Source organism: Aeromonas sp. LsrichE-8G (assembly GCF_022869435.1).
In the GTDB taxonomy this organism is placed as follows: domain Bacteria; phylum Pseudomonadota; class Gammaproteobacteria; order Enterobacterales; family Aeromonadaceae; genus Aeromonas; species Aeromonas caviae.
Genome location: NZ_JALIHH010000019.1, coordinates 55,155 through 76,732, shown reverse-complemented (window position 1 = coordinate 76,732; position 21,578 = coordinate 55,155). Strand labels below are relative to the sequence as shown.

Genomic DNA, 21,578 nt, shown 5'->3' with positions numbered 1-21,578 from the left:
TGTGGCGGCCGCACTGATTGGAAGGTGGTAGGCATGAGCGGAAAAGAATATCCACTCGACGTTTACGACGTCAGTTGTGATAGGCAGCGCATTTTCATGTCTCGCGGCCATCACGACATCCATGAGTTTATGAGGGCTGTGCGGGCTGAGGGATATGACTGCTTCCTCTGCGTTCCAGAGTATCGCTGGGTTAAGGTTGTTCCAGACTCGACAGGTGAGCACAGCCACATCTTCGCCTTCGTCAAAGAAGGCACTCGTGGCGCCTTCCCGGCAACCTACTCATGGGAGGCGCACAAAGACGAAACCTACGAGGCAAAACACCCGGCTACATCATCTGCCGCTGATTAACGGCCCTTCCTTCAATCCAATTGGCGCCCCATCCTCAAGGACAGGAGGGCCACGCCATGCAACAGCTACAGCTCATCGACCAGAGCAGCCAACTGCTGGACGATCTGGTTAATACCGTACTCTCCCCCACCCTTTCCCGTTCGGCCAAGCTCGCCGAGATTGGCCGCATCCTTGCGCACTTCGATCTGCCTATCGAAGCGCCCCGGGTTGATGGCCAGCTCTGGAGCGCCACCGAGCTGGGCAAGGAGCTGGGGGTAAGTGCCCAGGCCATTGGCCGGCTGGCTAACCAGCACCAACTCAAACGCCCGGCGTTCGGGGAGTACCGCCTTGACCAGGCGGTCAGCAGCAGGAAGCAGGTGGAATGCTTCCTCTACAACCGAGCGGGCCGGGATGAAATCACCAGACTGACGAGGACCAACAACCATGGGAGCAGCAGCAGACCCGGCGCAAAGCCACATTCAGGGCCAGCTCATCATAATGAGAATGCCTGACGCCATCCCGCTCAGCACCTACCTGAGCACCATCGAGCTCACCGACCGGGACACCATCAACAAGCGGATCCAGCGCGGCATCTGGCAGTTGGGGGTTCACATCGTCAACGTGGACGGGGTGAAAGAACGCTGGGTTAACATCGCAGAGGTGACAAAGTGGGCAATGAAAAACAGCTCCCACGCGGCGTGAGCCTGCGCGGTGAGACCATCAACATCACCTTTACCTTTAAGGGGGTTCGCTGCCGTGAGCCCCTGTCCAACCTGCCCAACACCACGGCAAACGTGCGCTATGCCTCCCGCTTGCTCGGGGAGATACAAGGCAAGATAGAGCGTGGCCAATTCGCCTACGCCGACTACTTCCCGAAGTCCAAGAAACTGCGGATGTTCGGCGGCGCCTCGATCGCCGCCAAGGTGGCCGACTATCTGGACGAGTACCTGCAGCGTTGTGAGCGCCGGGGGCTGAGCCCATCCACCATGGTTGGGTACCGCAAGTGCCACAAGGCGCTGGCCGATCTGCACGGGATCACCGTCTCGGAGCTGACCCCCGCCCAGGTGAAAAACTGGCTGATCAGGGGAGGCACTACCGCCAAGACAGCGCGCAACCGGCTCTCGTTCCTGCGCAGCGCAATCGACGAGGCTGTCACGGATGGTTTGCTCGCATCAAACCCTGTTTCGCTGGTGACCGTTTCCCGATATTTGGACGGGAGTTCAGTTCCCGAACAGGGAGCCAAGGACGTGGACCCGTTCACCCCGGAGGAAGTGGCCGCCATCCTCTCCACAGCCCACGGCATCAATGAGCAGTGGGCCAACCTGTTCTCCTTCGCTTTCGCAACCGGGATGCGGCCGTCAGAGCTGTGCGCCCTGCGCTGGGAGGAGATCGACTGGGTCGGTAACACCGTGCAGGTGTCGCGCGCCAAAGTGGTCGGGGTCATCAAGACCACCAAGACCAGGGCCGGGACTCGCACCATCGAGCTGACCAGCGAGGCGCTGGCGGCGCTGACCAGCCAGAAGCGCTTCACCTTCATGCGGGGGGAGTATGTCTTTGACGACCCCAAGCTCAACCAGCCCTGGGCCGGGGCCGACGCCATCAGGAAGAAAGCCTGGCTCTACACCCTCAAGCGGTCCGGCGTTCGCTACCGCCACCTCTACCAAACCCGCCACACCTTCGCCACCGCCAACATCAGCCGCGGTTGCAACCTGTTTTGGCTCTCCACCCAGATGGGACACAAGGGGCCAGAAATGCTGTTTCGGCACTACGGATCCTACCTTGCCGAGTACGACGGCCAGACAGCAAAAGCGCCAATCCTGATCCAAAATCCAACCGGAAAATAAAAAAGCCTTATAGTTCAATTGGTAAAGCTGCACAGTCCGGGGGTTCAAATCCCCCCAGCTCCACCACCTTCTAAAGCCCTGATTCGTCAGGGCTTTTTCTTTATGGCTGGTTAGGGAGTGACACACTGAGGTGTCACATATGCTCTATCCCGGTCTCATCAAAAACCGCTGTGGTGTCTACTGCTACCGTCTGATCTTCCCCCCTTCCCTCCGCCAGTACGGCGCTCCTCGTGAGACTCGCTTCTCACTTGGCACAAAAAATCGCGCTAAAACGGGAGAATTGTGGATCCATGCTTTCCAACTTGGCAGGCTCCTGCTCGACGAATTATTGGCATTAGTTCAGGAAGTCGATCAGGAAGTAGACATGGCTGAAATCTCAGAAATCATGAAGGCGAAGATCGCCGCGAAAAGAGAACAAATCCGGCTCGGGGAACAACTGGCCGCACTGCAAGACCAGATTAACGAGCAGCGTCTTGAAGCACTACGCTCCCGCAAAGAGCTGGCGACTGCTCAGACAGTGACTCAGAAGGCGAAGGAGCTGGCCCGTACAGCGGTTGGCATTGCCCAACGGACACAAGGCCAGCTCATAGAATCCCGGCGGATGGCTGACGCTCTCGCCACGTTGCCAACAACGATCAACGCCGAGCCGGTGCCCGTCGGTGGAGCCTTGGTTGCCCCCTCTGCGTGCAGTCAATCGTTGGAATGGCTGGTGGCCCGATTCAACGAGCACAGCGAACATGTGGAAAAGCTCAAACCCAAGACCCTGAGCCAACGCCAGAGCAATCTTGCCCGTTTCCTCGATGTTCTCGGCCCGCTGGGCAGCGCGGCGCTTAGTGCCGCCGATATTGCCCACTATCGAGAGGTTATTCGCACGATCCCTAAGAATCTCCCGAAATTGTCAATTTGGAAAGAGCGCCCCGAGGATCCCGTGCTGCGGCGTAACTGGTATCTGGGCTTAGGCAAGCGGGGCCTGCCCTCCCTGTCCGAGCAGGGGCTGTAGTGGTCAACTAAATCCGGACACACAGTTAAGCCGATTTTCGGCCTCTGCTGGCGGTATCCCATCATTGTGTTGATGCGGGCGCCGCCAGTTGTAGTAATCCATCAGGTAGTAGCTGATATCCCGCTTGGCTTCCCGCAGGCTCATGTACCCCGTGGTCGGAAGCCATTCCGTCTTGAGGCTCCTGAACAGCCGCTCCATCGGCGCGTTATCCCAGCAGTTGCCACGCCGACTCATGCTCTGGGTCATGCGATAGCGCCACAGCCGTTGCCGAAATACCCGGCTGCCGTATTGGCTGCCCTGGTCGGAGTGAAACAGCACGCCAGACGGGCAGCCCCGTTGCTGATACGCCATGTCGAGCGCTTTCACGGCCAACTCAGCATCAGGCCTGCCGGACATCGCCCAGCCCACGACCCGTCGGGTGTGGAGGTCGAGCACCGCGGCCAGGTAATGCCAGCGGCCACCTGCCCATACGTAAGTGATGTCGCCGCACCACACCTGATTGGGTTGCTGGACATCAAATTCACGCGCCAGAAGATTAGGAATATCCGGTCGTTCAGACCGCGCGACCTGATAACGATGAGCTCCCGGTTGTTTGGAGACCAGCCCGGCCTCCTTCATCAGGCGACGCACCTTGAACCGACCAATCTGATGCCCCAGTGCCCGCATCATTGACATCAAGGCCCGGCTGCCAGCTGAGCCTCTACTCTCTTTGAACAAACACCGTAACTCACTTCTCTGCTGCACCCGTTCACGGTTAATTGTGCGCCTGCGAGCCAGATAGTCGTAAAAACAGGCGGTTGGTATACCGAAAGCGCAACAGACCAGGGTGGTGGGGGCTTGCTCCCTTAATCGGTCTATCAGCGCGTACGTTCGAGTTCGTCCGCCATCAAGAGAGCAGTAGCCTTTTTTAGAATGGCCTTTTCGCGTTCAAGCCGGTTGATGCGGGCTTCCAACTCCTGAATTTTTTGCTGCTCAGGGGTCAGCGCCCGGTTAGCAGGTGTAGCGCCACTTCGTTCTGATTGAAGTTGCTGAACCCATCGACGCAGCACGGTTTCGCCGACATCCAGTGAACGGCTGGCTTCGGGGACTGAATAGCCTTGGTCGAGCACCAGGGATGCGGCTTCCAGCTTGAACTCGGCAGTAAATGAGCGACGTAATCTTGTCATTGAACACCTCAAATAATGGTGGCGACTGTACCACCTAAAACGGTGTCCGGGATGATTAGACCACTACAGGACGAGGCGAGCGCCCTCCGAGGCTGCGAACTCAGAAGACAATGAGGCCCGCAATCCGGCGCGGGCCTCCTCTATCAACTCCTCCCGCATCGAGTCGGGGCGAACACCTGAACGCCCCCTGATCCGTTTCACTGTGGATAGGCTGATTCCCGTCTGCTCGGCGATAGCAACAATAGGCCATCCTGCCGCGAGAGCTGCGGCGACCTGCGCTTCAAGGGCGGGGGAGGTGCGACGCATCGCGGCCCCCCTCTATTCCGAGCGCATCACACGGGGTCAATTGTTCCCATCGGGTGATTGCTAGCTCCACAATTTGCGTAGGCGACATATTCAGAGCACTGGCCCATATCGCCACACGTTCCGCGACTGGACGGGATAGCCGTATTACTTGGACTGTTTTTTGCGGCTTCATGCTTTCCCCTCTCCATGCTCCAAACCCTGCTGCTGTTCGCAGAACATCGTCCATAAACGCGCATTCCCATTTTGATATGTCAGGGTTGCCGCCCGCTCATTGTCATTGGCTATGGGGGCTACTGCCGCCGATTGTGGGATCCTAGACAGCATGGAGACGAAAAAATCATTTTCTACTGGCACATGCATAGAGATCAGATCCACCCCGGCAGGTGATACGAGCAAGGAGCGGACGATCTCGCGCAACCCTAACACCTGCTGCAATGCGAAAAATCTCCGGCTATCCATACGCCTCGCCTCGCATAGATTACGAACAGCCCCATAAAGCCGGGTATCAATAACCCGGGCCTGCTCTTCATTGGTCTTTTGAACCTCAAGGATTACATCGCGAGCCGCCACAACGTCCCCCTTATCCATCAGTTCCAAAGCGTATGAGAGCTTGCCCGCTGTCACACCATGCGCCTGTTCGAAACGCGTTTCCGGGATCATGCTTTACCTCCATTGCGGGCCAATGCCGCCGCTATACGATACGAGCCGCCAAGGCTTCCACGCTCAATAGTGCGCTGACGCTGCTTCTCGATTTCCTCCTTAACTTCCATGCGCATCCTGTCCGCCAAATCTAGATGGGTCTCACGCTCTTCAATCCAGCCGGTTTCCCCTTCACCAGTGATGATCTCGTCGTCTTCAATCTGCTCAACCGGTATACCGGCAAGCTCTGCTAAAAACGCTTTGTCCCTACCTTCCAGATAGTGCGCATCCTCACCCATCCGCTCTGCGAGCTGACGCTTCAATATTGAAACCTTCATGTATAAGCCTATAAATCTCAATAAGTTACAATGATTTCATGTTACACAAACAGATGACCGATCACCATATTCGAGACAAAAAAATACCGGCGCTTGGCCGGTATGTTGTTGCTTTATTCGCGTGCTGCTTGGGTCGTCATTACGCTGCTTTGCAGGCTCGCTTCACACTGGCGGGTGAAATCCCAAAATGTTCGGCGGTCGCCTGGATGCTTGCGCTGTTTTCCTTCCGCCAGATAGCAACGGCGGTATCGTCGATGGTCTTCTCACGCCCTAATGCTTTGCCCTCTGCCTTGGCCTTAGCGATCCCGGCCATCTGACGGGCCTTGATATTTGAGCGTTCCAGCTCTGCGACAGCGGCCAGCATGGTCAGCATTGCCTTACCGATTGGCGTGGATAGGTCGAACCCCTCCCGCAAGCTGATAATCGACACGCCCTTGGCTTGCAGCGCTTCAACCGTGTATAGAACGTCGATGGTGTCACGCCCAAGACGGTCAACAGCGGGAACAATTAGCGTATCCCCCTTCCGCACAAACTTGAACAGCTCGGAGAATTCCGGGCGCTCTAATGCCTTCACTGCGCCAGATATGCCCTCGTCTGCGAACCACGTTTCTACCTTGTGAATCTGCTCAATGCTGTGTCGCTGAGCCTCTACGCTTTGCTCGCCAGTGCTCACCCTCAGATACCCGATAACCGCCATAACAATTCCCCACGGATAGCTCAAAAACTATGGCTCACAATATAGTGGTAGCTCATATTGAAATCAACACTTTTGAGCCATCATTTTCAGTGGGGTGTTTAGGTGGCTCAAAAGGTACACATTTTGAGCCAAAGCAAGGAAGGGATTAGTCTCGGATTAACAACAGCCACACACAATGTTCAACGTTCGTTGTGGGCGTAGACATGAAAAATGATATCTGAGTTAGTGACCGTTCATCTCTCATGGTCATGCTCTGATCGTTGCAAGTGCTGGTGTCATAATTCAGTCGTTTTATGACACTAAATATTTCTGTTGCTTACAAAGCACTAGAACTCGCAACGGTCAAAAAAACAGGCAAAAAAAAGGCCCCATTAGGGCCTTCTTTTGACGTTGTGGCATTACCATAGAATATCAGCAGGCGGCGTTTGATAGGCACTAGGTTTATCAATAACCTTCGGTTTGATCACTCGGTTTCGATCTGGCTTGTTATCAACGATAACGACAGTAGCTACATCTCCGCCTTCCCAGCGTTTAGCTGCCCCACTCTGATACTCCTGAAGAATCTTAGCAAGATCAACAGCTTCAGAGTTGCCTTGACTCACGGATGCAACCTTAGATGCTGAAAAAAACATAACAAACACTCCTCAATTGCAGCTTGAGCACTCCATGCTCGATTAGACATACATGTACCCAGACGTACCCAACGATGTCTTTCTGTAACCATACAAGCTAGGAACTTTTGTGCAAGTGACTTTACCAATTAAGACTACTTGCACTCCCGTTAGTTCCTCATTTTGGGGGCAGGTACACAGATCTGACACATAGCAGTTCACAAGCAATTATCGAGCCAAATGATGCAGAAAATCCATGATTTTCATCATGTAATCTTACAATCACCCTACATTTGCTCGTTAACATTTTGTTCCGTTATTCTTTAGTTATTTTCAGCATCTACGTTAACAACACCTTCGTTAACGGCATCTTCATTAACAGCATCTTCGTTAACGGCATCTTCGTTAACGGCATCTTCATTAACGGCATCTTCGTTAACGGCATCTTCTTGTGTAGCTACACAGTCATGCTTATCATCACTCTCTTTCAAGTAATCATTAAGATGTACAAGTAAAGGGGCAGAATTGGCGATCCGTTCATCAACTATTGGGCTAAGTATCTTGCTTAGTACAACCAAGGCATCTCCAGGCTCAGTTACTATGCTAAATAACCTATCCTCTGCTTCGATACGATCAATAACATAAGAGTGAGAGGGATACTGAGCAATCAAATGGCTAAGTGCATTCTGTTTAAGAATGCCTTTGTTTAATCTATTCCCATACTCATATGCGATTTGCATCGATCTATGCACCTCGCCTAACCTCATTGGCTCAAGTTGTTCATAGATTGGGCTAAGCAACCCTATTGTGACTTTAGTTGCTGCATCTAATGCCTGTTTGGTACTAAGCCTAGCCCCCATTCTAAGGTCCATGAACTGAGAACGCATTATTTCATTACTACGCTCAGCTAGCGTACTTAACGCTTGAAAAGAATCTAGGCCTGAATTCCTTTCATAAAACTCTTCTTTATTTAATAATTGAATGTCTAATGGACCAAACTCACCACTTTCAGACATACAGATCTCATCTGCTGCCAATGCGAGCAAAGTACCAGAACTCTTACAATATCTATCAACATAAACCGTGATATGATTATAGTGGCTCTGCAATGCTCTACCCATTCTATACGCTGAATCAGGAACTCCCCCATACGTTGACAGCCAAAGAATAACTTTCTCATTCTTTTTACTTTTAGATAACGCATTCCTAAAATCATTGTCAGCTGGCGAACCTATATTTCCTGAATATATTACCAAATCAATCTTTTGCTCAACAGAGAAATATTCAGCAAGCCTTTTCAAATAATCATTTGTTGATATTTGCTGGGACTGTTCTGCACCATCATCACAGTGTTTATCTGAAAGAGTAATTGAGAAGTCTATAGGTTCCATTATTACCTCCTTGTAAATTACTCATATTATGCTCATATGAGGCTAATTTATGAAAGAGATCTCCCTCGCAAGTTGATAAATTTCTTCGTCATCTGGAGGTTGAACCGGCGTCCAAATTTTGGTGTCATAGTGAAGGGTCACAGAAATGATTCGCTGGAACAGGTCATCTAACTTATTGATCTGAAATGATAAACTAAAGATTGGTTGTCACCTCCCCCCAGCTCCACCAAACGTTTGGAAAGGGCCACTTCGCAAGAAGTGGCCCTTTTTGTATCCTTTTTCTCACCTTCAGAGGTTGTATCCGCCCCGCGAGTGCTGTGTATCTCCAGACCAAGGGCCAAAGGCTCTGCGGGTCGTGACTGCATTTGACATGGGCCAGCATCCAGGTGATGCGGCCAGCAAAAACCGGCGAGTGGAACGGCAATTTGCCCGGGAGCTCTGGGCTACGCCATCAGCCCAGCGCCTCCATGGGGTTGAAACAGCCTCGAGGATTCGCCCCCGAGAACCTTCCACTAGCCGTTGGCAGTGGAATGCTGGGTCAGATGAACGACGGGATTTTCGGAGAAGAGGTAGCGGTCATCCTCCATTTCGTCATCGAAGATGGTGGCCTGGAAGAGCATCTGCTTGGTGTTCTCCAGGTGCTGCCACATGGCCAGCTTGGCCGCCTGCGGATCCTTGCGCATCAGGGCCTTGAGGATCTGGTCGTGATCGTCGCACCAGCTGGAGATAGCCTTGTCGTCGATATGCTCGTGGAGCTTGCGCCAGTAGGGGTTGCGCTCGCGATGCAGCCAGAGCTGCTCGGTCAGGATCACCAGCACGGAGTTCTGGGTCGCCTTGGCCACCTGGATATGGAACTGCTTGTCCCACTCCGAATCGCGGGCACGATCCTCCTTGCGGGCCAGGGCCTGGATCTTCAGCAGCTCCATGATGTCCTGCTTGGTCACCTGGGTCGCGGCAAACTCGGCGATATTGCTCTCCAGCAGTTGCCTGGCTTGCAGCAGCTCGAAGGGGCCCGCCGTCAACAGGGCGTCATCCAGGGTGGGAGTCGCTTCGGCATACTGGCTCTCCCGGGCGATCACGTGGATCCCGGACCCTTTCTGCACCGCCACCAGCCCTTCCACTTCCAGCATGATGATGGCTTCGCGCACCACGGTGCGACTCACGTCCATCTCCTCGGCAATCAGCCGCTCGGCCGGCAGACGCTCGCCAACTTGATAACGCTGGCTGGCAATGCGTTGTTTCAGCTCGGCGGCGACTTTCTGATAGAGACGCTTTGATTCAACCAAGTCCATATTCATCTCACTCACACCCCAGCCTCATACTATTCAAGTGCCGGGACTGTCCCCCGGATACGGTAACTTGTTATACCAATTTACATGAAAATGAACAAGTGAGCCCTGGGCTCACTTGCTCTCTCATGACTCAATGCATGCCAAACAGTCCCGGCAGGAAGAGGCTGAGTGACGGTATGTAGGTCACCGCCATCAGGCTCAGCAGCAAGACGAAGAAGAAGGGCAGCATGGGCCGGATCAGGGCCTGCAGCTTGACCCCCGAGACCGAACACCCCACAAACAACGCACTGCCCACCGGCGGTGTACAGAGCCCGATGCAGAGGTTGAAGATCATCATGATGCCGAAGTGGACCGGATCCATGCCGAGCTCGGTGACGATGGGCAGGAAGATCGGGGTGAAGATCAGCACCGCCGGGGTCATGTCCATGAAGACGCCCACGATGAGCAGGATCACGTTGATGATGAGCAGGATGACCAGAGGGTTATCGGAGACATTCATCAAGGCGTCACTGATGGTGTAGGGGATATCCGCATTGGTCATGGCCCAGGACATGCCCACCGAGATGCCGATCAGCAGCAGCACGATGGCGGTGGTGATGACCGAGTCCAGCATGATGGCCGGCAGATCCTTGAACTTCACTTCGCGGTAGATGAGCACCGAGAGCACGAAGGTGTAGACCACGGCGATGGCGGAGGCTTCGGTGGCGGTGAAGATGCCCCCCAGGATCCCGCCCATGACCACCACCACCAGCAGCAGGCTGGGGATGGCATCCCAGAAGGCGCGCATCACCATGGCAAAGGAGGGTCGCTCCGCAACCGGGTAGCCACGGCGCTTGGCGATGATGGCTCCCACGGCCATGATGCTGAGCCCCATCAGGATGCCGGGGACGTAACCGGCCATGAACAGGGTGGCCACCGAGATGCCGCCGGCGGTCAGGGCATAGATGATGAGCACGTTGGAGGGCGGGATCAGCAGACCCGTGATGCAGGAGGTCACGTTGATGGCCGCCGAATAGGCCGGATCATAGCCGGACTTCTTCTGCATGGGGGCCATGGTGCCACCCACCGCGGCCGCGGCTGCCACCGCCGACCCCGAGATGGAGCCGAACAGCATGTTGGCCATGACATTCACGTGGCCGAGCGAGCCCGGCATGCGGCCCACCAGCACCTGGGAGAAGTTGATGAGCCGCTGGGCGATGCCGCCGCAGTTCATCAGGGTCCCCGCCAGGATGAAGAAGGGGATCGCCAGCAGGGAGAAGCTGTCGAGGCCGGTGGCCATCTTCTGGCCGACCACCGCAAGGATGGTTTCCATCGGCAGCATCATCATGCCGGAGGCCAGGGTCGCCAGGCCGATGGAGAAAGAGATGGGCACGCCCGCGAACACCAACACGAAGAAGGAGCCGAACATGACCAGGGCTATGGTCCAATCCATCAGATGTTCTCCTCTGAGGGGGCAAGATCGGGGGTGGGCGCCAGACTGTCGAGCAGGGTCTCCAGCATGAAGAGCACACAGTAATAACTGATGATGAGGCCGCTCAGGGGCAGCACGGCGTAGACATAGGCCATCGGCAACTGCATGGCCGGGGAGACCTGGCCGGTGCTGTAGACCTTGGTCACCAGGGTCAGGCCGCCCCACACCATGGCGCCGCTGGAAAACAGCAGCACGCAGAGATCCACGAACAGCTGGTTGGCGAGCTTGCGCCCTCCCTTGAGGTCGGAAACGAACAGGTCGATGCTGAGGTGGCGACGCTTGCCGGTGGCGTAGGCCGCTCCCAGCAATCCCACCCAGATCATGCTGAAGCGGGCTATCTCGTCGGTCATGGTGCTCGGCTGTGCCAGCACGTAGCGGCTGAACACCTGCCAGACCACGCAGACCACCAGCATGGCCATCACGGCGACGGTAAACCCGGCGAGCAACCTGTCGATGGGTTGCTTGAACTTTTCAAGACGCATTGCGGTTCTCCCGGGAGGGCGATCTCGTCGCCCTCCCCTCATGATTACTGACCGGCTTCATTCTCGATCTTGGTGAGCCACTCACCGCGTATCGGATCCTTGCGGAAATCGTCATACAGGGGGGCCAGCGCAGTGCGGAAAGCCTCCTTGTCGACCTGGATGAAGGTGGCCCCCGCGTCGGTCGCCTGCTTGCGAGATGCCGCGACCTCCTTGTCCCACAGCTCCTGTTCGTAGGTTTCCGAGTGCTTGGCGGCAGTGGTGAGGATGGCCTTCTGCTCGTCGGAAAGCTTGTCCAGCACCTTGCTCGAGATCACCAGGAAATCGGGCACAGAAGTGTGCTGATCTTCGGCGTAGAACTTGGCCACCTCGACATGACGAGTCTGCACGTAGGAGGGCTCGTTGTTCTCGGCGCCGTCGATGACCCCTTGCTGCAGTGCGGTGTAGACCTCACCGAAGGGGATCGGGGCCGGGGCCGCACCCAGCAGTTCGATCAGCTTGATGGTGGTGGGGGTGGCGACCACCCGGATCTTCATCCCCTTCATGTCGGCCGGGGTGTGAATAGGCTTGTTGGCGTAGAAGCTGCGGGTCCCCGCCACGTAGGCGGCGATGGAAACGAAGCCCTTGTCACGGGTCTGGGCCATCATGGATTCGCCCACGGGGCCGTAAATAACCTTGTTGAAGTGGGCCTGATCCTTGAACAGGTAAGGCAGGCTGAAGATGGAGAAGGCGGGCGAGAAGGGTTCCATCTCGCTGGCACTGGCCTTGGTCATGTCCAGGGCGCCGTTTTGCAGCAACTCCAGGGTCTCACGGGGACCGCCCATCTGGCCACCCGGGTAGATGCGCAGCTTCATCTTGCCGTCGGAGGCGGTGCTGATCTCCTTGGCCATCTGGGCCAGCGCCTGGTGTACCACATGGTTGGTGTCCAGATTATGGGCCAGCTTCAGCGTCACTCTCTCCATGGCATGGGAAGAGAAGGCTGTCAGGGCCAGGGGGGCGGCCATCAGGATGGCGGCGGCGATGGTTTTCATTTTCATTGGAGCGGGACCTCAAGTGTGTGCGTTTATCTGCTAGACCTCTTCCCTGAGGAGTCAGTCTTAATGTCCTACATCTTTGTGATGCACACTGTAATTGGTAGAACATCTATGAATGTTGAGAACCATCACAAAAACGGCATACCCCCACAAATGGGCTGTGATAAACCCAACGCAGGTCACATTTTCCCGATCCACAAGAGTAAAAAGGTGTCATACAAACCTCTCATCCAGCCTCTTCATCCTCTTTCCCGCTCTTTCTCACCCTGTTAGGCACCATTGAAGGCCCTCTTTGAGACTCAAAATGGTTTAATTCGACGATTTTGTGAGCCGACCGGTGTTTTTTCAATATGGTGACTGGACGAGATGTCTGGCAATGAGAATAATTGGTCCAACAACTATCTCCACTTCACCGAGCACTCTCGTAGGGAGCAAGCGAATGACCGCCTTCATGACCGATGACTTTCTGCTGGATACCGAATTCTCGCGCCAGCTTTATCACGGCTTCGCCGCCGGACAGCCCATCTTCGACTATCACTGCCACCTGCCGCCCCAGCTGATTGCCGAGGATCACCGCTTCGCCAACCTGTATGAGATCTGGCTCAAGGGGGATCACTACAAGTGGCGCGCCATGCGCTCAAACGGAGTGGATGAACGCTTCTGCACCGGGGATGCCGACGACTACGCCAAGTTCGAGGCCTGGGCCCGCACCGTGCCCCACACCATCGGCAACCCCCTCTATCACTGGACCCATCTCGAGCTCAAGCGGCCCTTTGGCATCACGGGCCAGCTGCTGGGGCCGCAGACCGCACAGGCCATTTGGCACCAGTGCAACGACAAGCTGGCCCAGCCCGACTTCTCGGCCCGCGGCATCATGAAACAGATGAACGTCAAGATGGTGGGCACCACGGACGATCCCGTCGACGATCTGCGCCACCACGCCGCCATCGCGGCCGACGGCGGCTTCGACATCAAGGTGCTGCCGAGCTGGCGTCCGGACAAGGCGTTCAACATCGACGCCCATGGCTTTGCTGACTACCTGGCCGAGCTTGGCCGGGTCAGCGACATCCAGATCCGCACCTTTGCCGATCTGACCCGGGCCCTCGGCGTGCGGCTGAATCACTTCGCCGCACACGGCTGCAAGATTGCCGACCATGCCCTGGACGAAGTGCCCTTCGGCCAGGCCGGCGAACAGGCGCTCGACGCCATGCTGACCCGCCGTCTGGGGGGTGCCGTACTGGAGAGCGCCGATGTGGCCGCCTTCAAGACCGCCGTGCTGCTCTATCTGGCGGGCGAATACCACAGGCGCGGCTGGGTGCAGCAGTACCACATCGGGGCGCTGCGCAACAACAACAGCCGCCGCCTGCTGACCCTGGGGCCGGACACCGGCTTTGACTCCATCCACGACGCTCCCGTGGCCAAGGCGCTCTCCCGCCTGCTCGACGCCCAGGACGCGCAAGGGACGCTGCCCAAGACCATCCTCTACTGCCTGAACCCGAGGGACAACGAGGTGCTCGGCACCATGATCGGCAACTTCCAGGGGGACAACCTTCCCGGCAAGATGCAGTTCGGCTCGGGCTGGTGGTTCAACGATCAGAAGGATGGCATGGAGCGCCAGATGACCCAGCTCGCCCAGCTCGGCCTGCTCAGTCGCTTCGTCGGCATGCTGACCGACAGCCGCAGCTTCCTCTCCTACACCCGTCACGAATACTTCCGCCGCATCCTGTGCCGCATGATCGGGCACTGGGTCGCGGACGGTGAGGCCCCGGCCGATCTCGCGCTGCTGGGCCAGATGGTGGAGAACATCTGCTTCCACAACGCCCGCGACTACTTCGCCATCGAGCTGAACTGACCAGAAATAAAAAATGAGGCGGCGGGCATGTCCCGCCGCCGGAGCGGACCATTCCATGGGTCAAACCGCGCCCATCATCCATATCCGCCACAGGGGCACAGCCCCATGAGGACCACAACAAGATGCAACGCCTGAATCGTGATGCCTTCCCGGGGGCCCAATATCCGGACCGCGTGATCCAGTTTGGCGAGGGGAATTTCCTGCGCGCCTTCATCGACTGGCAGCTGGACCTGCTCAACGAGCACACCCGCCTCGACGCCGGCGTGGTCATTGTGCGCCCCATCGACAGCGACTTTCCCCCCAGCCTGAGCACTCAGGACGGCCTCTACACCACCGTCATCCGCGGGCTGGACGAGTCCGGCAAGGCCATCAGCACCCAGCGCCTGATCCGCAGCGTCAACCGCGAACTGAGCTGCTATCGCCAGTTCGACGAGGTGCTGGCACTGGCGCGCAACCCGGATATCCGCTTCCTCTTCTCCAACACCACGGAAGCCGGGATCAGCTATCACGCCGACGACCAGTTCGACGACGCTCCGCCCGCGAGCTTCCCGGCCAAGCTGACCCGCTTGCTGTTCGAGCGCTTCAGTCACTTTGACGGCGCCGCCGACAAGGGCTGGGTGCTGCTGCCGTGCGAGCTCATCGACTACAACGGCGACGCCCTGCGCGAGCTGGTGCTGCGCTACGCCGCCCAGTGGCAGTTGCCAGACGCTTTCCAGACCTGGCTGCGCGAACACAACACCTTCTGCTCCACCCTGGTGGATCGCATCGTCACCGGCTTCCCCCGGGACGAGCACGCCGAGCTGCAGACGCAATTTGGCTATCAGGATCAGTTCGTGGTCACCGCCGAGCACTTCTACCTGCTGGTGATCCAGGGGCCTGCATGGCTGGCGAGCGCCCTCTGCCTCGATCAGCTGCCCGCCGGGCAGGCACTCAACATCCTCATCGTCGACGACATCAAGCCCTACAAGGAGCGCAAGGTCGCCATCCTCAACGGCGCCCACACCGCCCTGGTGCCGGTCGCCTTCCTGGCCGGGCTCGACACGGTGGGCGAGGCCATGGCCGACGAGGAGATTGGCAAGTTCGTCGAGCGCATCATGCGCGATGAGATAGTGCCGACCTTGAGCCTGCCGCAAGAAGAGCTGCTCTCCTTCGCCCGCGACGTGCAGGGGCGCTTTCGCAATCCCTTCATCAAGCACCAGTTGCTCTCCATCGCCCTGAACGGCATGACCAAGTTCCGCACCCGTTTGCTGCCGCAGTTGCTGACCTATCAACAGCAGCAGGGCACCCTGGCGCCGCGCCTGAGCTTTGCCCTCGCCGCCCTGCTCGCCTTCTATCGCGGGGAGCGCAACGGACACGCCTATCCGCTGCAGGACGATCAACCCTGGCTCGACGCCTACGCCCGCTTCTGGCCTGCGGTGGAGCGCGGCGAGATCCCCCAGCGCGCCCTGGTGCAAGAGGTGCTCGGCCAGGAGGCCCACTGGGGCCAGTCCCTGTGCGAGGTGCCCGGCCTGGTCGAGCGGGTAGATCTCTGCCTGACCCGGATCCGCGAGCAGGGCCTGCGCGCGGCGCTGGCCGCCTGCTGCTAAGGAGTGACCATGCAAGCCGTGATTCGCATCCACCCCGCCGACAATGTGCTGGTGACCCTGAGAGAGCTCGCCGCTGGCGAGCAGATAGCGCACGAAGGTGTTGCCTTCACCCTGAGCGACCCCCTCCCCCGCGGCCACAAGCTGGCGCTGGTGGCCCTCTCTGAAGGGGATCAGATCATCAAGTACGGTCTGCCCATCGGCCACGCCACCCGCGCCATCGCGGCGGGAGAACATATCCATCACCACAACCTGGCCACCAACCTCAGCGATCTCGACGAGTACAGCTACCAGCCGGAGCTCATCGACGTCAGCACCGCGCTGCCGGACCGGGAGATCCAGGTCTACCGCCGCCACGACGGCCAGGTCGGCATTCGCAACGAGCTGTGGATCCTGCCCACCGTGGGCTGCGTCAACGCCCTCGCCAAACAGATGAAGCAACAGCTCGAGCGCGACACCGATCTCGGCGCCATCGACGGGGTGCACCTGTTCAGCCACCAGTACGGCTGCTCCCAACTCGGTCAGGATCACCTCAACACCCGCACCCTGCTGCAAAACCTGGTGCATCACCCCAACTCGGGGGGGGTTCTGGTGGTGGGGCTGGGCTGCGAGAACAACCAGATCGCCGCCTTCAGGGAGACCCTGGGCCCCGTCGATGCCGCCCGCGTGCGCTTCATGGTGTGCCAGCAGCACGATGACGAAGTGGAGCACGGGCTGGGGCTGCTGCGCGAGCTGCTCGCGCAGATGCAGCAAGACAGGCGCCAACCCGGTCGGCTCGGCGAGCTCAAATTCGGGCTGGAATGCGGCGGCTCGGACGGCCTCTCCGGGATCACCGCCAACCCGCTGCTCGGCTGCTTCTCCGACTACGTGATCCAGCACGGGGGCAGCTCGGTGCTGACCGAGGTGCCGGAGATGTTTGGCGCCGAGCGCATCCTGATGTCCCGCTGCCAGGACGAGCAGACCTTCGACAAGACGGTGCAGATGGTCAACGACTTCAAGCAGTACTTCATCGACCACCAGCAGCCCATCTACGAGAACCCCTCCCCCGGCAACAAGGCGGGCGGCATCTCGACCCTGGAGGAGAAGTCCCTCGGCTGCACCCAGAAGGCGGGGCACAGCCAGGTGGTGGACGTGCTGCCCTACGGCGCCCGCTTGCAGCGCCCCGGGCTGAACCTGCTGAGCGCCCCGGGCAACGACGCCGTCGCCACCAGCGCCCTGGCCGGCGCAGGCTGCCACATGGTGCTGTTCAGTACCGGGCGCGGCACCCCTTACGGTGGCCCGGCCCCCACGGTCAAGCTCGCCACCAACAGCGATCTGGCCAGGCGCAAGCCGCACTGGATCGACTTCAATGCCGGCACCCTGATTGAGGGCACCCCCATGAGCAGCCTGCTCGCCCAGTTCATCGACCTCATCGTCGACATCGCCAACGGCAAGCCGACCTGCAACGAGCGCAACGACTTCCGGGAGCTGGCCATCTTCAAGAGTGGTGTCACCCTGTGAGTCTCGAGCTTGGCTGGCTGCAACCGGTCTGGACCCTGATTGAACAGCAGCCCCTGGCGCAAGGCATCGGCCTTGCCGCCATGCTGGTCGGGGTGAGCGCCTTCCTGCAACGGGACGACAGCCGCTTTCGCTGGCGGCTGTGTCTCTACCAGGGAGCCATCGCGGTCCACTTCCTGCTAATGGGTGCCAGCACGGCGGCTCTCAGCGCCGCCCTCAGCTGTGGTCGCACCATCGCCTCGGGGCGCACCCGCAGCCCCTGGGTGATGCTCTTCTTCCTCGTGCTGGTGTGGGTGCTGGGCATCCCCGGGATCACCAGTGCGGTGCAGTGGCTCCCCATCATCGGCACCACCATCGGCACCTGGGGCCTGTTCCGGGCCCGCGGGCTGGCGCTGCGGCTGTGCATGCTGGCGGGCGGCCTGTGCTGGACCAGCCACAACATACTGATCGGCTCCATCGGCGGCAGCCTGATTGAGACCACCTTCCTGTTCGTCAACTGCCACACCATGTATCGCATGTGGCGTCATCCCCTGGCGAACCCCCTGTAACGATTGCAAGGAGTCGAAACCATGACCCGACAGATAGCCGTTATCGGCGAATGCATGGTGGAGCTGCGCCGAGCCGGGCAAGGCCTGCTGGCACAAGGTTTCGGGGGCGACACCCTCAACACCGCCCTCTATCTCGCCCGCCTGGGGAGCCAGGCGTTCGCGGTGCACTATGTCACGGCCCTTGGCCAGGACGGGTTCAGCAGCCAGATGCTGGCCGCCTGGCAGCAAGAGGGCATCCACACCGACTGGGTGCAGCGCCTGGCTGACAAGGCCCCTGGTCTCTATCTCATCGACACCGCGGCCGACGGCGAGCGCTCGTTCACCTACTGGCGCAGCGACGCCGCCGCCCGCTACTGGCTGGCGCAACCCGAGGGCGAGGCCATTCTCGCCGCCCTGGGCCAGTGCGATCTTGTCTACGTGAGCGGCATCAGCCTGGCCATACTGCCGCCCGTCTCGCGCCAGCGCCTGCTGGAAGGACTCGCCGCAGCGCGCGCCCGGGGGGCCAGAATTGCCTTTGACAACAACTACCGCCCCCGCCTCTGGCAAGACAAGGAGACCGCCAAAGAGGCCTACACCGCCATCCTGCGCCTGGCGGACATCGCCCTGCTGACCCTGGATGACGAGCAGGCACTCTGGGGCGACGCGGAGGTAGAAACCTGCCTCGCCCGCAGCCAGGGCTTCGGGGTGGGCGAGATCGTCGTCAAGCGCGGCTCTGAGCCTTGCCTGGTGGTCACGGCAGCGCAGCGGATCGAAATCGCCGCCCTGCGGTTGTCCGCCGAACAGGTGATCGACACCACGGCGGCGGGCGACTCCTTCAGCGCCGGTTATCTCGCAGCACGCCTGCAAGGGGCCGACGTCACCGACGCCGCCCGGGCAGGCCACCGCCTGGCGGCGGCCGTTATCCAGTATCCGGGGGCCATCATTCCCCCCTCCCACATGCCATCACTCAAGGAAACGCACCATGTCTGATCTCATCGCCCGCCTCGAAGCCCTCAAGGTGATCCCCGTCATCGCGCTGAAAGATGCTGCCCAGGCCGTCCCTCTCGCCCGGGTGCTGGTGGAAAATGGCCTGCCCGCCGCCGAGGTGACCTTCCGCACCCCCGCCGCCGCCGAGGCCATCCGCCAGATACGCGCGGCCTACCCGGATCTGCTGATCGGGGCCGGCACCGTGCTCAACCGCGAGCAGGTGGATGCGGCCGTTGCGGCGGGCGCCGACTTCATCGTCAGCCCCGGCTTCAACCCGACCACGGTGCAGTACTGCCTGGACAAGGACGTCACCATCATCCCCGGGGTCAACAACCCCAGCCTGGTGGAGCAGGCCATGGAGATGGGGCTGCGCCACCTCAAGTTCTTCCCGGCCGAGCAGTCTGGCGGCACCGCCATGCTCAAGGCCCTGGGCGCCGTCTATCCGGTGCGCTTCATGCCCACCGGCGGCGTGACGCCGGCCAATCTGAAGGAGTATCTGGGGCTGAATGCCGTGATCGCCTGCGGCGGCACCTGGATGGTGCCGGCCAAGCTCATCGACGAGGGCAGGTGGGAAGAGCTGGCCGCCCTGGTAAGAGAGGCAGTGGCGGCCCTGTGATCATCGGTTGAGCGTGGGAAGGTCTGCCCTCCCCCGGATGTGTTGAAGAGCCACTTCCCGCGAAGTGGCTTTTTTATGCCCTGCAAGGGCTGGAGATCAATGTGCGGTGCGGTTGCAGCAGTCTGCCAGCGGCTTATTCCCCTGCGTCATCGGGCGTCAACACCAGCCTGCGCCAGGGCCCCGTGATGTCGCAATGACCCGTCTCTTCGGTGTTCTCCCAGCCCAGGCGATGATAGAAAGCCATCGCCGTGGTGTTGCGCATGGCCACCTTGAGGGAGGCCGGGGAGGGGTATCCGGCCAAGCCGGCGGCAAGCAAGGCCCGCCCCATGCCCTGCCCATGCCAGTCCGCCACCACGTAGAGATGATGCACGAAGCTCTCGGCCCCCCAGATGGAGACGAATCCGCACGGGCTGCCCCCTTTCTCCGCCACCCAGATCTCCTCGCCCCGGGTCTGCTCGGCAAAATCCTCGAGCCGGAACAGGGCGGGATCAACCCAATGGAAGGCCTGGCGCCTTCCCTTGAGGAAGAGCTGCGCCAGCATGGGCTCGTCAGCTTCCGTCATCATTCTGATCATGACACCATCCTTGCGTTGCGTGCTTGTCGCTTCCCACTCTCGATGGATCCCGCCGTGCTGTCAAATCGGCAATGTGGACCCTCTTGAATACGTAACCGTGTGACACAGGGCTGCCTATTTTATCGCCTCAGGGGCTATACTGCCGAGGTCCCGTCCATGACTGGTTTGAGGTTCACTGATTTATGGATAACAAGCAAATTGAAGGCAGTATTCTGGTACCCGCCCACATTGACGATGTCTGGCGGGCCTGGACCACGGAGAGCGGGCTGCGCAGTTTTCTGGCGCCGGAGTGCCTCATGGTCCCGGAACCCAACGGACCGTTCGAGATCTATTTCAGACCCGATGCTCCCCTCGGCGAGCGTGGCAGCGAAGGGTGCCGGGTGATGGCGGTCATGCCCCATGATCTGCTCAGCTTCAGCTGGAATTTCCCTCCCCAGTTTCCCCACATTCGTCAGCAGAAGACCCAGGTCAGCCTGCGCTTCGTGCCGGAGGGCCAGGGCACCCGGCTCCACTTCCTGCAGACCGGCTGGGCGCAGGATCCAGACTGGGACCAGGGTTATGCCTACTTCCGGGAGGAGTGGCTGGAACTGAGTCTGCCAAGGCTACAGTACCGTTTCACCCACGGCCCCATCGACTGGAACAACCCGCCGGGCAAGCAGCAGCTGAAATCCCTGGCCCAGTGACGTCCATTCAAGCGATGGGCATGGCATGAAAAAGGACCCGCTCAGGGTCCTTTTTCATGGATGGGCAGGCGGTCACTCCACCGGCTCTTCATCGAACAGGGGGTGATAGAGCACCTCGCCCCTTACCCCGTCGAGCCCGCCGGGTTGCAACTCCATCGCCATAAAACACTCCGTCGGCACCTCGTAGATGCAGTGCAGGCCGAAGTCGCTGGCAGGCCGAAACCCGAAACGGGCGTAGTAGGCAGGATCCCCGAGCACCACCACCGCCTTCCAGTCCATCTCCAGTGCCGTGTCCAGCCCTTCCCGCACCAGATCCGAGCCAATGCCCTGTCCCTGCCAGTCGGGATGCACGGCCACGGTTGCCAGTCCCAGCCAGGGCCCTTCCTGTCCCTCAATGGTGATCGGGCTCAGCATCAGGTGCCCCATGAACTCGTACTCTTCCTCCTCGACCATGGTGACCACGGCGGCCCCACATTCTCGCAGGCGGTTGACCAGTTCGGCCTCGTCGGGACGACCAAAGGCGGCACTCACCAGCTCATAGACTGGCAGCATGTCGCCGGGACGCTCGGTTCTCAACATACAGCGTTACTCCTCGTACAGCAGGGCGGCCATTATTCCACAGAAGTGGGGCGCCTCTTCACTGCCTTTGTCTGAAAATGGGAGG

Annotated in this window: 24 protein-coding genes; 11 read left to right on the top strand and 13 right to left on the bottom strand. The window is 59.1% G+C overall.

The genetic code is table 11. The features are described from left to right. Window positions 1–33 precede the first annotated feature (33 nt). Window positions 34–348 (top strand): hypothetical protein, encoded by a 315-nt coding sequence (locus tag MUW49_RS05025; RefSeq protein ID WP_210538397.1) that lies wholly within the window; start codon window positions 34–36, stop codon window positions 346–348. A 65-nt stretch (window positions 349–413) separates the two neighbouring features. Here the strand turns inward: MUW49_RS05025 and MUW49_RS05020 are convergent, their stop codons facing one another. After that, window positions 414–773 (bottom strand): hypothetical protein, encoded by a 360-nt coding sequence (locus tag MUW49_RS05020; RefSeq protein WP_244812450.1) that lies wholly within the window; start codon window positions 771–773, stop codon window positions 414–416. Here MUW49_RS05020 and MUW49_RS05015 point away from each other — a divergent pair. From MUW49_RS05015 to MUW49_RS05005, 3 genes are all read left to right on the top strand, one after another. Continuing rightward, window positions 772–1,029: an excisionase gene (locus MUW49_RS05015; RefSeq protein ID WP_244812449.1), complete on the top strand. Its 258-nt coding sequence runs from the start codon at window positions 772–774 to the stop codon at window positions 1,027–1,029. The two genes, MUW49_RS05020 and MUW49_RS05015, sit on opposite strands and share 2 nt — an antisense overlap. Further along, window positions 996–2,171 carry a site-specific integrase gene (locus MUW49_RS05010; protein WP_244812448.1) on the top strand — a complete coding sequence of 392 codons (1,176 nt, stop codon included), beginning with the start codon at window positions 996–998 and terminating at the stop codon, window positions 2,169–2,171. Before MUW49_RS05015 ends, MUW49_RS05010 begins: the two co-directional genes overlap by 34 nt. 139 nt (window positions 2,172–2,310) lie before the next feature. Beyond that, window positions 2,311–3,171 carry a hypothetical protein gene (locus tag MUW49_RS05005; protein WP_244812447.1) on the top strand — a complete coding sequence of 287 codons (861 nt, stop codon included), beginning with the start codon at window positions 2,311–2,313 and terminating at the stop codon, window positions 3,169–3,171. A gap of 3 nt (window positions 3,172–3,174) precedes the next feature. On the opposite strand, the gene MUW49_RS05000 is transcribed toward MUW49_RS05005, so the two are convergent. The 10 genes from MUW49_RS05000 to MUW49_RS04955 all read right to left on the bottom strand — a co-directional run bounded on the left by MUW49_RS05000 (window position 3,175) and on the right by MUW49_RS04955 (window position 12,598). Beyond that, window positions 3,175–4,337, bottom strand: a protein-coding gene (locus tag MUW49_RS05000) for an IS3 family transposase (protein WP_103243192.1) whose coding sequence is annotated in 2 segments (ribosomal slippage) — window positions 3,175–4,082 and window positions 4,082–4,337 — 1,164 coding nt in all. Because the reading frame shifts where the segments join, the coding sequence is not laid out codon by codon here. Window positions 4,338–4,811: 474 nt separating this feature from the next. After that, window positions 4,812–5,303: a hypothetical protein gene (locus tag MUW49_RS04995; RefSeq protein WP_069651784.1), complete on the bottom strand. Its 492-nt coding sequence runs from the start codon at window positions 5,301–5,303 to the stop codon at window positions 4,812–4,814. Further along, a complete protein-coding gene (locus tag MUW49_RS04990) occupies window positions 5,300–5,605 on the bottom strand; it encodes a hypothetical protein (protein ID WP_158654839.1) in 306 nt (101 codons plus the stop codon). Before MUW49_RS04990 ends, MUW49_RS04995 begins: the two co-directional genes overlap by 4 nt. A gap of 154 nt (window positions 5,606–5,759) precedes the next feature. After that, entirely contained in the window at window positions 5,760–6,317 is a 558-nt protein-coding gene (locus MUW49_RS04985; RefSeq protein WP_103243503.1) for a recombinase family protein, read from the bottom strand. Window positions 6,318–6,715: 398 nt separating this feature from the next. Then, the gene (locus tag MUW49_RS04980) at window positions 6,716–6,919 is read right to left on the bottom strand and encodes a hypothetical protein (protein ID WP_162540941.1); all 204 of its coding nucleotides are present in this window, start codon (window positions 6,917–6,919) and stop codon (window positions 6,716–6,718) included. A gap of 332 nt (window positions 6,920–7,251) precedes the next feature. Continuing rightward, the gene (locus tag MUW49_RS04975) at window positions 7,252–8,319 is read right to left on the bottom strand and encodes a hypothetical protein (RefSeq protein WP_244812446.1); all 1,068 of its coding nucleotides are present in this window, start codon (window positions 8,317–8,319) and stop codon (window positions 7,252–7,254) included. A gap of 512 nt (window positions 8,320–8,831) precedes the next feature. Beyond that, window positions 8,832–9,611, bottom strand: a complete 780-nt coding sequence (exuR, locus tag MUW49_RS04970) for a transcriptional regulator ExuR (RefSeq protein ID WP_045525244.1) — start codon at window positions 9,609–9,611, stop codon at window positions 8,832–8,834. Window positions 9,612–9,741: 130 nt separating this feature from the next. Beyond that, the gene (locus MUW49_RS04965; RefSeq protein WP_043154537.1) at window positions 9,742–11,043 is read right to left on the bottom strand and encodes a TRAP transporter large permease; all 1,302 of its coding nucleotides are present in this window, start codon (window positions 11,041–11,043) and stop codon (window positions 9,742–9,744) included. Beyond that, window positions 11,043–11,564 carry a TRAP transporter small permease gene (locus MUW49_RS04960; RefSeq protein WP_043154535.1) on the bottom strand — a complete coding sequence of 174 codons (522 nt, stop codon included), beginning with the start codon at window positions 11,562–11,564 and terminating at the stop codon, window positions 11,043–11,045. The genes MUW49_RS04965 and MUW49_RS04960 overlap by 1 nt, the downstream gene beginning before the upstream one ends. 44 nt (window positions 11,565–11,608) lie before the next feature. After that, entirely contained in the window at window positions 11,609–12,598 is a 990-nt protein-coding gene (locus tag MUW49_RS04955; RefSeq protein ID WP_043154532.1) for a TRAP transporter substrate-binding protein, read from the bottom strand. Between the two features lie 436 nt (window positions 12,599–13,034). Between MUW49_RS04955 and uxaC the strand changes: the two genes are divergently transcribed. The 6 genes from uxaC (at window position 13,035) to MUW49_RS04925 (ending at window position 19,657) form a co-directional block, all read left to right on the top strand. Continuing rightward, the gene (uxaC, locus tag MUW49_RS04950) at window positions 13,035–14,447 is read left to right on the top strand and encodes a glucuronate isomerase (RefSeq protein WP_201872805.1); all 1,413 of its coding nucleotides are present in this window, start codon (window positions 13,035–13,037) and stop codon (window positions 14,445–14,447) included. 122 nt (window positions 14,448–14,569) lie between these two features. Then, entirely contained in the window at window positions 14,570–16,033 is a 1,464-nt protein-coding gene (locus MUW49_RS04945) for a tagaturonate reductase (RefSeq protein WP_244812445.1), read from the top strand. Window positions 16,034–16,042: 9 nt separating this feature from the next. Further along, on the top strand, window positions 16,043–17,530 hold the full coding sequence (locus MUW49_RS04940) for an altronate dehydratase family protein (RefSeq protein WP_244812444.1): 1,488 nt from the start codon (window positions 16,043–16,045) through the stop codon (window positions 17,528–17,530). Beyond that, the gene (locus tag MUW49_RS04935; RefSeq protein ID WP_049637252.1) at window positions 17,527–18,075 is read left to right on the top strand and encodes a YgjV family protein; all 549 of its coding nucleotides are present in this window, start codon (window positions 17,527–17,529) and stop codon (window positions 18,073–18,075) included. The genes MUW49_RS04940 and MUW49_RS04935 overlap by 4 nt, the downstream gene beginning before the upstream one ends. A 21-nt stretch (window positions 18,076–18,096) precedes the next feature. Then, complete coding sequence (locus MUW49_RS04930; protein WP_244812443.1) at window positions 18,097–19,044, top strand: sugar kinase; 948 nt, start codon at window positions 18,097–18,099, stop codon at window positions 19,042–19,044. After that, window positions 19,037–19,657, top strand: coding sequence for a bifunctional 4-hydroxy-2-oxoglutarate aldolase/2-dehydro-3-deoxy-phosphogluconate aldolase (locus tag MUW49_RS04925; RefSeq protein WP_244812442.1), 621 nt, complete (start codon window positions 19,037–19,039; stop codon window positions 19,655–19,657). Before MUW49_RS04930 ends, MUW49_RS04925 begins: the two co-directional genes overlap by 8 nt. Window positions 19,658–19,790: 133 nt before the next feature. Here the strand turns inward: MUW49_RS04925 and MUW49_RS04920 are convergent, their stop codons facing one another. Next, window positions 19,791–20,231 (bottom strand): GNAT family N-acetyltransferase, encoded by a 441-nt coding sequence (locus tag MUW49_RS04920; protein WP_041212649.1) that lies wholly within the window; start codon window positions 20,229–20,231, stop codon window positions 19,791–19,793. A 182-nt stretch (window positions 20,232–20,413) separates the two neighbouring features. Between MUW49_RS04920 and MUW49_RS04915 the strand changes: the two genes are divergently transcribed. Then, window positions 20,414–20,914 (top strand): SRPBCC domain-containing protein, encoded by a 501-nt coding sequence (locus tag MUW49_RS04915; RefSeq protein ID WP_010673967.1) that lies wholly within the window; start codon window positions 20,414–20,416, stop codon window positions 20,912–20,914. A 72-nt stretch (window positions 20,915–20,986) separates the two neighbouring features. Here the strand turns inward: MUW49_RS04915 and MUW49_RS04910 are convergent, their stop codons facing one another. Continuing rightward, on the bottom strand, window positions 20,987–21,493 hold the full coding sequence (locus MUW49_RS04910) for an N-acetyltransferase (RefSeq protein ID WP_119196859.1): 507 nt from the start codon (window positions 21,491–21,493) through the stop codon (window positions 20,987–20,989). Window positions 21,494–21,578: the final 85 nt, after the last annotated feature.